Origin of the sequence: Vibrio sp. HA2012, from assembly GCF_002812955.1 — a bacterium.
In the GTDB taxonomy this organism is placed as follows: Bacteria; Pseudomonadota; Gammaproteobacteria; order Enterobacterales; family Vibrionaceae; genus Vibrio.
This window is the reverse complement of sequence record NZ_PFXK01000001.1, coordinates 39936-52512: the sequence shown is the minus strand read 5'-3', so window position 1 is coordinate 52512 and position 12577 is coordinate 39936. Positions and strand designations below refer to the sequence as shown.

11 protein-coding genes are annotated in these 12577 nt (G+C 45.4%); 8 read left to right on the top strand and 3 right to left on the bottom strand.

Features of this window, described 5'->3' with window-relative positions; translation table 11 throughout:
* Positions 1 to 138: 138 nt before the first annotated feature.
* Positions 139 to 1155, bottom strand: a complete 1017-nt coding sequence (gene lplA / locus CSW98_RS00225; protein WP_100798442.1) for a lipoate--protein ligase — start codon at positions 1153 to 1155, stop codon at positions 139 to 141.
* Positions 1156 to 1354: 199 nt separating this feature from the next.
* On the opposite strand from lplA, the gene CSW98_RS00220 reads away from it, so the two are divergent.
* The 4 genes from CSW98_RS00220 (at position 1355) to CSW98_RS00205 (ending at position 6559) form a co-directional block, all read left to right on the top strand.
* Complete coding sequence (locus tag CSW98_RS00220) at positions 1355 to 2062, top strand: response regulator (RefSeq protein ID WP_100798441.1); 708 nt, start codon at positions 1355 to 1357, stop codon at positions 2060 to 2062.
* Entirely contained in the window at positions 2052 to 3497 is a 1446-nt protein-coding gene (locus CSW98_RS00215; RefSeq protein ID WP_100798440.1) for an ATP-binding protein, read from the top strand. The genes CSW98_RS00220 and CSW98_RS00215 overlap by 11 nt, the downstream gene beginning before the upstream one ends.
* A gap of 23 nt (positions 3498 to 3520) precedes the next feature.
* The gene (locus CSW98_RS00210; protein WP_100798439.1) at positions 3521 to 4753 is read left to right on the top strand and encodes an ABC transporter substrate-binding protein; all 1233 of its coding nucleotides are present in this window, start codon (positions 3521 to 3523) and stop codon (positions 4751 to 4753) included.
* A gap of 279 nt (positions 4754 to 5032) precedes the next feature.
* Positions 5033 to 6559 (top strand): PTS transporter subunit EIIC, encoded by a 1527-nt coding sequence (locus tag CSW98_RS00205; protein ID WP_232733451.1) that lies wholly within the window; start codon positions 5033 to 5035, stop codon positions 6557 to 6559.
* A 120-nt stretch (positions 6560 to 6679) separates the two neighbouring features.
* On the opposite strand, the gene CSW98_RS00200 is transcribed toward CSW98_RS00205, so the two are convergent.
* Together CSW98_RS00200 and CSW98_RS00195 are read right to left on the bottom strand one after the other, a co-directional pair.
* Positions 6680 to 7306 carry a LysE family translocator gene (locus tag CSW98_RS00200; protein WP_100798438.1) on the bottom strand — a complete coding sequence of 209 codons (627 nt, stop codon included), beginning with the start codon at positions 7304 to 7306 and terminating at the stop codon, positions 6680 to 6682.
* 51 nt (positions 7307 to 7357) lie between these two features.
* Complete coding sequence (locus tag CSW98_RS00195) at positions 7358 to 8206, bottom strand: AraC family transcriptional regulator (RefSeq protein WP_100798437.1); 849 nt, start codon at positions 8204 to 8206, stop codon at positions 7358 to 7360.
* Between the two features lie 167 nt (positions 8207 to 8373).
* Here CSW98_RS00195 and CSW98_RS00190 point away from each other — a divergent pair, with 167 nt between their 5' ends.
* The 4 genes from CSW98_RS00190 to CSW98_RS00175 all read left to right on the top strand — a co-directional run bounded on the left by CSW98_RS00190 (position 8374) and on the right by CSW98_RS00175 (position 12553).
* Positions 8374 to 9474 (top strand): AbrB family transcriptional regulator, encoded by a 1101-nt coding sequence (locus CSW98_RS00190; protein WP_100798436.1) that lies wholly within the window; start codon positions 8374 to 8376, stop codon positions 9472 to 9474.
* A 25-nt stretch (positions 9475 to 9499) separates the two neighbouring features.
* Positions 9500 to 10114: an RraA family protein gene (locus CSW98_RS00185; protein ID WP_100798435.1), complete on the top strand. Its 615-nt coding sequence runs from the start codon at positions 9500 to 9502 to the stop codon at positions 10112 to 10114.
* Between the two features lie 361 nt (positions 10115 to 10475).
* Positions 10476 to 12086 carry a PTS transporter subunit EIIC gene (locus CSW98_RS00180; protein ID WP_100798434.1) on the top strand — a complete coding sequence of 537 codons (1611 nt, stop codon included), beginning with the start codon at positions 10476 to 10478 and terminating at the stop codon, positions 12084 to 12086.
* Positions 12086 to 12553 carry an RDD family protein gene (locus tag CSW98_RS00175; RefSeq protein WP_100798433.1) on the top strand — a complete coding sequence of 156 codons (468 nt, stop codon included), beginning with the start codon at positions 12086 to 12088 and terminating at the stop codon, positions 12551 to 12553. The genes CSW98_RS00180 and CSW98_RS00175 overlap by 1 nt, the downstream gene beginning before the upstream one ends.
* Positions 12554 to 12577: the final 24 nt, after the last annotated feature.

The window sequence follows — 12577 nt, the reverse complement described above, 5'->3', positions numbered from 1 at the left end:
TATGGTATCGTTATATTTCAGGATAGATCCTGTGGGAAAAAGAAAAACAAATTGTGCTGCAAAAGCATGACAAATTGATTGCCGCGTAGATATACCTGTTTTCTGCATGATTTGTCAAAAGGCTTTTACCCTACAAGTCTAGTCAACCTGCCTGACAAGCCAGTGTTTCAGTTCATGCAGTTGATCTTTATGCTGATACAGCTCCTCGCTCAGATCCTGAAGACAGGTTTCAAGCATTTCTTTTTTATACGCCAGACCCGACAACCTGCCAGCCAGAACTTCCATCGGGTACGGTTCAAGCATATCGCTGAAAATATGGGACTGCTCAATCATTCCTTTTTTTACCTCCAGCAGAATTTCCACGCCCCCCCATGCAAAACGTTCATCCAGATTATGGGTAAATGGAGGAGTCTGACCAAAATTCCAGTCCCAGCTACTCTGAAAAGCAAACTTATCTTCAAATCCGGGCAGATCCTGGAAGTGTTCCGGAGAAATATACTCAACCTCTACAGACTCCTGATAGTAGTCCTGATAAGCCTGCATAATGGCATCACATACCTGTTGATGATCAATGTCCTGTTTAACACTGTCGAGATTAATCACCCGTGATTTAACCGATGTAATACCTTTTGCCTGCAGTTTTTTCTTATCCGGATTCAGATAATCTCCCAGCCGGTTAAGGTCAGCACTGAGCAGCAGAGTTCCGTGATGAAAACCACGGTCAACCGTTTCACGGTAAGCCGAGCCGGAAAATTTGCGGATACCTTCGTCATCTTCCAGTACCAGATCATTACGACCATTTGCTACGCCATTAATACCCAGCCTTGCCAGTCCGGATAAAACAATACTGGTTGAAACCTCTTTATCATATTCAGGTTTAGCCGCCATAAAAGTAAAATTGGTATTCCCCAAATCATGGAACACAGCTCCCCCACCAGTTTGACGACGAGCAAGTTTGACCAGATCCTGCTCCATGCGGTCAGTTTTACACTCCCTCCACGGATTCTGCGCCCGGCCAATGACAACCGTATCAGCATTACGCCACAAGAAAAGCACCCTCTGATCCGCTGGCATTGAACGGAAAATGGTGTCTTCTACGGCAAGGTTAAACCAGGGATTCGTTGATTCAGAGATTAAAATACGAGTCTTAGTCATTATTCGGCTTACTTTATAGATGGGAGGTTAAAGATATTACCTCTCTTATCATTGAAAAACGAGCATGAAATCACAGACACGACTGGTCTGAGTTTGAAATGTATCGGAACCCTTACATTTCAGTTCCTGTTATGCGTTTTTTCCTGACGGATTACACGGCATAATAACCAGAACGTGTAGATCTGCCTTAGGGTAACTTATGAAAGATAAGCCAATTCTTGTCGTCGATGACAATCAGGACTTACGTGATGCACTTTCCGATTACCTTGGAAAAGCTGGATTTGCTGTTATTGGTGCCGAAAATGGCGAAGCCATGTGGCAGATACTGGAAAAACAGGATGTTTGTCTGATCATTCTGGATATTATGATGCCCGGTGATGATGGTCTGACTTTATGTCAGCAATTACGCCGCATCTCTGATGTCCCTATTATTATGCTGACAGCCGTCACAGAAGAAACTGACCGAGTGGCAGGCTTAGAAATGGGAGCTGATGATTATATCACTAAGTCATTCAGTCCCCGGGAACTGCTGGCACGCATAAAAACAATTCTACGCCGCAGTCAGGCTCCCGTACAACCTATGTTAGCCAGAAAGGCGACCTTTGCCTGCTGGCAACTGGATACGGTCACCCGAAAGTTGATTCATACCCCGACAGGATCCGTCAAACAATTAAGCGGAGCAGATCTATCCTTGTTAGGCCTATTCATTTCTCATGCAGAATCAGTCCTGAGCCGTGATGATATTGCCCGGGAAATATGGGGACGTGATGCAGAGCCATTAGAACGCGGTATTGATGTACAGATAAGCCGCCTGCGTCACCAACTGGAAGATAAAGACCGCACACTGATCGTCACGGTACGAAACAGAGGCTATATGCTGGCAGCTAGAGTGCACTATGAAAGTTAGGTTCAGGAAAATCAGATTCCGTTTTAATTCTCTGGCCGTTCGTGCCAGTATTTTTCTGCTTGCCGTCATTGTCGCCGCTCAGCTTCTGGCTGGCCTTATCTGGTATCAACAGAGCAGTGAAAGAGATCAAAAAGGATTACTGACCACAGTCAACAGTCTGGCATTAAGTGCTTCATCTACGATCGCCTTTTTTCAGACTCTACCCGCAGAATACCGGCACCTGGTTCTTAATCAGTTACGCAACATAGGCGGTACACGTTTCTTCGTCTCATTAAATGATCATGAAATTCCCATTGTACCTTTGCCCGACAGCCAGAGAAAAACTCTGGTTATCCATGAAGTCAAAGCACTACTACAAAATGAACTGCAGGGTAATCCGGTAATCAACGTTGATTTTACACTGCGTGATAATCTGAAAGTATTTAATAATGAGCTGCCCATCGATGATCTTCCCCAGTTATGGGCTCATTACTCCCTGTCCTATGGCAGCCTGAATCCTCCTATTTTGGTGACTCAGGTTCAAGTTGCCCCACAGGAATGGTTTTATCTGGCCGCCGTACTGCCCGCTCCCTATGTCAATCTTGAAACCGAATATTTTGCACCAAGAGAATGGCTGACTCTCCTGTTTTCTGCCCTGTTATTGCTGCTTTGTACCTGGTTTATCGTCCGGAGAGAAATCCGCCCTATCCGCAAACTGGCAAAAGCCGCCACACTCATGTCCAGTCGTCTGAAAGTTCCGTTGGTAAAGGAGGAAGGCAGTGCCGAACTCAGAGCTGCCGTCAGAGCTTTTAACAAGATGAACCGGCGTATTGATAGCCATATTAAAGACAGAGAGATGCTATTCAGCTCCATATCTCATGATCTAAAAACACCGATTGCCTGTCTGAAGCTACGTGCGGAAATGCTGGAAAATCAGACCGACAGAGAGAGATTCTGTAAAATTGCCAATGATCTCGATCTCATGGTCAAAGGAGCACTGCAAAGCATTAAAGAGACCGATATTCATGAGGATATTGAACCGATAGATTTTAATCAGTTGATTCTGCATATCAAAAGTACGATTCCCTGTGCTGATGAAAATATAAAGATTCAGGGACAAATACACACGCTTTTTGCCGGAAAGCCTCTGGCCATAAAACGATGCCTGCAGAATCTGGTAGACAATGCCCTGAAGTATGGAAATAAAGCAGATATTACCCTGCTGGACGATTCAGAATCACTGACTATCCTTATTGAGGATCATGGGCCGAAAGTGGATTCTGCGTTGCTGAATAAGTTCTTTGACCCTTATTTTCGGGCCACAGACCATGTAGAAGGAAACGGGCTTGGCCTTACCATCTCACAAAGCATCGCCAAGGCTCATGGTGGAAATATTCATCTGAGTCAAACCCGGCATGGCAGCCTGCGGGTCATACTCTCTTTTCCAAAAGAATAATTACCTTTTCCACGAGAATTATCATGAAATCATCACTTATTATTGCCTTGCTGGCTATCTCTCCCGCCTGTTGCGGTCAGAATATTGAATTTCTGCACTGGTGGACATCCACAGGAGAGAAATCTGCTCTGAAAATATTGGAAAAACAGCTGTCTGAAAACCAAATCCAGTACCACCCATCTCCAGTCATTGGTGGTGGCGGAGATACAGCACTGACGGTTCTTCAGGCGCGAGCACTGGCTGGCAACAGTCCCAATATCGCCCAAATAGAGGGACCGGTAATCAAAGCCTGGGACGCCATCGGCGTACTGCATTCCCTCAACCATATTGCCGAAGAACAACAATGGGATAAGGTACTATATCCTCTGGCTATACAGATCAATAAAACAGATAACGGCTATGTTTCCATGCCATTGGTATTACACCGCCTAAACTGGTTATGGGTCAATCACCATCTCCTTAAACAGATAAACATACCTATTCCACAAAATTGGGAAGAGATGCTCTCAGCAATGGAAAAAGCCAGAGATGCCGGGATCATTCCTTTGGCTGTCGGAGCCCGTCCGTGGCAAATTGCACAGCTTTTTGAGAGCATCGTTATAGGCACTGGTGGTGCTGAATTTTATAAGGCTACACTGGTTGACCTTAACCCAAGTAAGATCAACTCATCCCAGATGAGGTATGTACTAAAACAGTTCCGCCGTCTCAGCATGGTAACGGAACAGCCACTGCAGGATATATCATGGGATAAAGCAACATCCCTGTTGATTCAGGACAAAGCCCTGTTTCAGATCGGAGGAGACTGGGTTTTAGGGGAACTTATCAGTCAGAATATTCAGGTTCCTGAACATATCGGCTGTTATCCGGCCCCCCCTGCTGACGGAAGTTATCTGTACAATATGGACAGCCTTATTTTTCTGAAGAGCAAAAATTTCAGCCAGAAAACGGTAGATAAAGTCGCAAGGGCCCTGAGTGATAAAGCATTTCAGGCTGAGTTTAATAAACGAAAAGGCTCAATCCCGGTACGTACTGATATTGATCTGACCGATTTTAATCTCTGCCAAAAGCAGTCTTTCCGGGACTACGCCGCCGCCAGACAATATGCTACTGCGGTTCCGAGTATGACCGATTCCATGGCGATTAACCCGGTTGCTCAGCAGGCAATTAACTCTGAAATATACCGTTTCTATCGTGATATGCAGTTTAAAGAAGAAGATTTAATCAAACGAATTATTGCCATTGCTGAAAGTAATTAGAAACGATACTCAAGTAACCTCCGGATACTTGAGTATCGCTAATGTTCCATTTTGCACGCGAGATCTCACATTCACACAACCTATGCAACCATATGAAAAACAACGACAAAAAGCAGTCAGAGCTACAATCTGTGCTTGTCGATGTCAATTAACGTTAATAACATCATTACATTCAGACGAAACGTAAGTTTTTACTTACATTCAGATTACAAAACTCTACTTTTTTTCTTTTTTAAATCACTAGATTAGGCAATGAACTTATCATAAACGGAGTTTTGTATGACTACTCAAGCCGCAATGAGCCGGACAAAAAGCTCATCACCTTTTTCCGCAGTGAAACAAGGTGTTTCCAAACTGTCCACCGTCGGGCGTGCGTTAATGCTGCCTATTTCGATACTACCTGCTGCAGGTCTGCTACTGGCTTTCGGCGATAAACTGGGAATTCCGCTGATGGTGGGAGCCGGAGAAGTCATCTTCGGTAACCTGCCATTGCTTTTTGCCGTCGGTGCCGCTGTCGGTCTGACAAAAGAATCCGGGGTTTCCGCTCTGGCAGCCGTTATCGCCATGTTAGTCATGAATATGACTATTGGTGTTTCAGCCGGAGTCACTCAGGAAATGGCATTAAATGGTGGAGCATATACTCTGGTTCTCGGGATCCCAAGTATGCAAACCGGTGTATTTGGCGGGTTAATTGCCGGTATGCTGGCCGCCAGTATGTATAACCGCTTTTATACTATTCAGCTTCCCGCTTTCCTCGGTTTCTTCGCTGGTAAACGCTTTGTACCTATTGCTACTGCATTTTCAGCCTTTATCCTCGGTTTGATCCTTCCTTACATATGGTCCTATGTTCAGGCAGGTATCGACGGATTATCCGGTATTGTTAACGGCGGAAATCAGGCACTGTCTACCTTTATTTTTGGCTTCACTGAACGCGCACTGATACCAACAGGTCTGCATCATATCTGGTACCCTTCATTCTGGTTCAGTTTCGGTGAATATACTCCGGAAACGGGTGCTGCGGTGAATGGTGATCAGGTTATCTGGTTCAAGATGCTGGCTGACGGCGTAAAAGATTTTGACGCTTCTACATATCACGGTGTCGGTAAATTTATGCAGGGTGAATTCCCACTTATGCTATTTGCATTACCGGCAGCCTGTCTGGCCATGTTCCATGAAGCAAAAACCAAAAGCCGCAAATATGCTGCGGGTATTTTATTCTCTGCAGCACTAACCTGCTTCCTGACAGGTATTACAGAGCCGGTAGAATTTACCTTTATCTTTATATCACCGCTTCTGTACCTATTTAATGCCGTCAGTGCAGGCTTTGCTTATATGTTCATGTACCTGCTGGATGCGCATTTAGCTAAGTCATTTTCCGCTGGTTTTATCGACTACGTGACTCTGGGTATTATGCCTGCTATGAATGGGTTTGATACCAACTACTTTGCAGCTATCATCGTCGGCGTACCAATGGCGATTCTGTATTATGTGACCTTCCGCTATACCATTCGAAAATTCGACCTGCAAACTCCGGGACGGTCTGAAGAGATAAAAGAAGAAACTGAGCTAAGTATCGACCAGCTCACCAAACTGGTCGTTGATTTCCTTGGCGGTAAAGACAACCTCACTTCTGTTACTTCCTGTATTACCCGACTGAGACTGGAAGTCAAAGATCCGGCTGTTATCAACAAAAAAGGATTAGAGGATGTTGGAGCCATGGGAGTGATTAACGTGGGAACAAATGGTGTTCAGGTCGTGTTCGGAGCCAAAGCTCAGTTTATCGCTGATAAAATCAATGAAAGCTAGCCATCCCGGTTAATTATCGACAATACGAGATCTGATTAAACGTCGCACTGTGGGTGCGACGTTTTATATCTGTATCATGACTCCCCCCTTCAGTGGAAGTGGAATAACTACGACCTCTTTCTACAAAAGAAAAATACCCATTCCAATACCGATAAGTACAACACCTGCACCTCTTTCTATCAGATGAATACTCTGTTTCAGACCGCACTGAACCCGGGGATGCCCAATCATGGCAGCGAGCCATAGATCCCAGACCAATACAACACAAACCATCCAAACACCACATACCACCTGCTGCAGCAAACTTGTCTTATTCCCCAGAATAACGGTCATCAGACTCATATAAAAAAGTGCATTCTTTGGATTTAACAACGCAGAGTTGATCCCGAGTAATAGCTGTTTAGGTATGGAAGACATCTCTCCGGTTTCTTCTTCCGGTATCTGATTATTTTTCTTACTTCTCAGCAAGAGACAACCAACCCATAATAAGTAACCGGCACCTAATGCTTCTACAGCAGAAAAAATGACCGGATTATCCCTTATCCCCGACCATCCCAAGATAGCGACACCAATATAGACTGCATTTCCCAGTGCAATCCCTGTGCAGATATGACGGCTACCTTTCAGACGGTGCCGGATCGCATGAGAAACTATCAGAAAAAAGTCCTGTCCAGGACTGAGTAATGCCAAAAAATGGGCTAAAGCAAGAGCCGGAAATGCCGAAGGAAAAAGCGTCGTCAGTGTCATCAGGTATCACCAGAAATCAAATCGTGATACCACAATATGCTGTCTTCTATATCAATTATTGTCAGAAATTGACCTTCTGTCTGGACTGCAGATATTTTGATACTGCCCCGGAGTGGATGCGGTATAGCTGACAAATGCCTTATGCAACTGACTTTGATCAGAATACCCGACTTCAAGAGCAACATCGGCAATATTCATTCCGTCCCGGAGTAAGGATTTTGCTTTTTCAACCCGGCAGTTATTCAGAAATGCTCTGGGCGTAATCCCAAAACTACGTTTGAAACTGCGGATAACAGATTCCTGAGTCATCATCTCCTGTCGGGCAATTTCATCTATCGAAGGGGGATCCTCAATCTGTTCCTGCAGCCAATCTCTCACCCGAAACGCCGTACTGTCGTTTTTATCATCCGGAGAGGGAAAGCAATAAGATTGCACAATAAAACGCAGCATAGCATCTGCCTGTGAAATATCCACGGAGCCCTCTTTCCTTATCAGAGTCCGGATAACATCCGGCAGACTATTTATTTTCCCGGTGAATGAGAGCGGCTCGGTTTCACAAGTAAAATGCGTCACCTTCTGCTGGTGAACCTCTGCAAGGACATCTCGACACCATTGTTGATCGATATAAAGCATATGATAGCTGCGAGGAAGATGCTGCACAGGATTACAGGCATGTACCAAGTGTGGCGGAATAAGAACCATCTCTCCGGGGTTCAGGATAATATGCCGGTTCCGTACCGACAGGCAGGTTTGCCCGGCCTCAATAATTCCAAGCGATAACGAAGCATGGCTGTGTGCCTTATAACTTTTGCTGCTGTTATACGTGGTTCGGATCATCAATTGAGGAAGAGCATCACAGCTCCGGTAACCCTGCTTAATATCTCGAGTATTATTGGCCATTTTCAGTAACTAATTGCTGTTATGGATATTTTTGTGCTGATGCGCATGAGTTTACACCATTAAAACTCATTTCATAAGGTTATTCCGGGCGATATACTACCACGGCAGTAATCATACGCTACTGATATATTCCGAATAATATCCTCTGTAACCAAAGAAGCTTTGCTATGAAAAAAGTCATCTTACCACCACCCTCTTTCTGGACTTCACTACTCAGATGGGTGACTCTTTTTATGGCAACAGCCGCCTTATCTCTTTATCTGGATTACCACGCCGTTCCGGCCGCATATTTATTAGGTGCACTACTCTGTGCCGTGATTTTTTCCATATCTAACCAGTCAATCCGCCTTCCCAAACCCGGGCTGATTGCCGCCCAGAGTTTTCTGGGGATTATGATTGCCAGTACCATTCCGATAGCCACTCTGGGTAATATTGCCGACCACTGGCTGTTGTTTACCTTAGGCATCGGCTCAGTCCAACTGCTGAGTAACGGACTGGGTCTGTTACTTGCCCGTAGTAATGTGCTTCCCGGCTCGACTGCTATCTGGGGAACCAGTCCGGGAGCCGCAACGGCAATGACTATTATGGCTGAAAGTTTTGATGCCGATGTCCGGCTTGTCGCTCTGATGCAATACCTCAGAGTTGTTATTGTAACAATCACCGCCGTGCTGGTTACCCATTTCTGGGCGATCAGTCCAGCAACAACACCAGAACCGGCGCTCACTGATTTTTCCTGGCATATCGGCAATCCGGCTGAATTTCTGAAAACCATGTTACTGGTTATTATTTGTATTGGTATTGGCCGCATACTTCGCCTTCCTGCCGGTCCAATGCTGCTGACACTCGGACTCGGACTGGTCTGCAGTGGTGCAAATATTATTCAGCTAACACTTCCTCAACCGTTACTACTGCTTTCTTATACTATGGTCGGGTGGTATATCGGTTCCCGCTTTGACCGCGCGATTCTTTCGTATGCTTTCAGGATCCTGCCGAGCATACTGCTTTCTATTGTGTTGCTGATCGCAGCCTGTGCCTTGCTGTCTCAGGTATTGGTGATGACAATGGATATCGATCCGCTGACGGCTTATCTTGCAATGAGTCCGGGCGGAGCTGACTCCATTGCCATCATTGCCGCATCGGGGCAGGCCGATATGTCGTTTGTTATGACGATGCAGACAGCAAGATTGATTCTGGTTCTGATTTGCGGCCCAGCAATGGCCCGATGGCTGGCCTTACGCCAGCAACGAATGACGGATATCCCCGGATAAACACCATCGTTGGAGGAAAAATTATATGACTTATAAATATGCAGAATTAGCCACAACTGATTATGGAAATGTATTAGAACGCTCGCACTTCTTTGATATATCAATCCGCCCGTTATGGTCAGGAATGCCTCGAATTTCAGGACCGGCCTACACGGTGCAATTAGCAGCAGGTGATAACCTGATGCTGCACAATGCAATATATAAAGCACCAGAAGGCTCAATCATCGTTGTGGATGCGGTTGACTGCACTTATGCCGTTGCCGGTGGAAATGTTTGTGCTCTGGCACAACAACGAGGGATCAAGGGCTTTATTGTTGATGGTGTTATCAGAGATCTGAGCGAAGTGACAGAGATGAATTTCCCTGTCTATGCCAAAGGCGTTTTTCCTGTTCCCGGTAAAAAAGAACAGTATTTCGAGCTGGAAGCCCCCATTGTCTGTGGCGGAGTGACTGTTTGCACAGGAGATGTGATTGTGGCTGATATGGAGGGCATTGTTGCAATTCCCCATGCTGAGGCAGAAAAAACATATGAGATGGCTAAAGCAAAATACGATGCCGATCTTCGTATGTCGTTAGCTCAGTGGGGAGAAAAACATCAGGCCAATGTCATGCGAGCACTCGAAGCAGCCAAAAAACCATAACAGCGCGACCTCTATCACAAATCATACCACTTATTTTTTGATGATAATTTATACAACCCATAAGAATGGCAAATAAAACAAGCTATTAATATAAACACACCAATTTTTTATCGCCCAGCAAATGTGATCCATGTAGTACTTTCTTACAATTCTGCCCGCTTATGTAGTAAATCCTGTGTGGGCAGGATATATTCCCCAGTGAAAATACTGATAACATCTCATTTATGAGAACCGGTTCACAAAGATAGCCACCTACACCTCGAAACATAATTAAAAACCTAAAAAAAGGCAGCGTTAGTCTGCTACTAGGTTTCGTTTCCGTATCCTGCATAAATTCCATAAACTTTATGAGGAGCACAAAATGAAAGGCTTTTTTAGTAAGCTTTCACAAGCACTGATGCTGCCAATAGCTTTGCTGCCTGCCGCCGGGATCATGCTGGGTATTGGTGGTAGTTTCACGAATGAAACCATGATTAATGCATATCAGATTGCTATTTTGCAGGATGGTACATGGCTAAACAGCTTTCTGCAGATCATGAATGCCGCTGGCGGTATTGTTTTCGCTAACCTTCCGGTTATGTTTGCACTGGCCATTGCTGTTGGTTTTGCAAAAGCAGAGAAAGGCGCGGCAGCGATTGCATCATTAATTTCATTCCTGGTTATGAACGTAGCCATTGCCAAAACACTGGTTGTTGGTGGTCTGGTTAAAAATGGTTCAGTCGTTCTGTTCGGTGATGCCTACAACGGTCTGCTAACTTCAACTCTGGGCATCGACGGCACACTGAGTATGGGTGTTTTCGGTGGTATTATTGCGGGTGCATTTACTGTTGTTCTGCACAATAAATATCACGATGTAAAACTGCCTGACTACCTGGGTTTCTTCGGTGGCGCTCGTTTTGTTCCTATCGTTAGTGCATTCTCTGCACTATTTTACGGAATCGCATTAACGTTTATCTGGCCATTTATCGGTGCAGCTTTCGGCTGGATCGGCGGAGCTCTGGGTGAAATGACTGCATCCGGCTACGGCTATATCGCTTCTTTCATTTTCGGTATTATCGAACGCTCGCTGATCCCTATCGGTCTGCACCACGTGTTCTACCTGCCTCTATGGCAAACAGATATCGGTGGTGTTGCTCAGATCGCAGGGGAAACTGTGAAAGGTACACAGAATATCTTCTTCGCATCTCTGGGTAGCGGTGACTTCTCTCAATTCACTTCAACTAACTTCATGACGGGTAAATTCTCATTCATGATGTTTGGTCTGCCTGCTGCAGCTTACGCTATGTATACGCTGGCTGATGAAGAGAACAAGAGCGCGGCTGGTGGCCTGTTATTCTCTATCGCACTAACAGCATTCCTGACAGGTATTACTGAACCTATCGAGTTCACCTTCCTGTTCCTGGCTCCTGCGCTTTACTACGCAATCCACGTACCTCTGGCTGGTATCTGCTTTATGCTGATGGATATCCTAAACGTTAAAGTAGGGATGACATTCAGCGGCGGCTTTATCGACTTCTCACTGTTTGGTATCCTTCCAGGTGTAACCGGTGCCAACAATAACTGGTACTTTATTCCTGCTGTAGGTGTTGTTTACGCATTTGTTTACTTCTTTGCTTTCCGCTGGTTCATCGTTAAATTTGACGTGAAAACTCCGGGCCGTAAAGGCAGTGCTGTGGCTGTAGTTTCTAAACAGGACTACCGCAATGCAAAAGCCGGAGCCGGCGATACAGCCATGGCTGACGCTATGATTGCTGCCCTTGGCGGTAAAGAAAACGTCGTTGATGTCGATGCTTGTATTACTCGTCTGCGTATCACGGTAAAAGATGCCTCTCTGGTGGAAGACAATGAACACTGGACAACCAAACTGGGCGCAAAAGGTCTGGTGAAAGTTGGTGATACCGGTATTCAGGCTATCTACGGTGCGCAAGCTGCGACGTACAAAGCACAGATTAACGCTCGTTTAGGTCAATAATGAATATCGGGTTCAAATATCGGCGTATCGGCTCATTTATGATCGATCTGGCCATCGTGAAAATGTTTGCCCAGCTCGGAATACAGGTCTATTTCGGTGTGGTCGTTTATCTGGGTCAGGGGACAGGCGTGTCTCTTTCCCCCGGTGACGGAACCGCCCTGCCGGTATTACTGTTGCTGGTCATCGCGGCATTGCTTGTATTTATCGGAGCCTATGTCGGTTATCACTGGTTGTGCTATCGGTTATTGGGGAATTCTCTGTCGAGATATTTTCTTCACCTGAAAGTCGTATCTGACGACAATGAACCAATGACTCAAAGCCGGTATTTGAAAAGAGAGTTTGATAAGGTGGTATTCGGAGTAACAACGGTTGGTATGTACCTGTTTTACAGTGCGGCACAGTTTGTTGCTTTTGGTTATCCCCCTTACCATGACAAACGGAATCATACCCGGATAACTCAAGCCTGAGCAGCATCCTGATTTGTTGTTTAA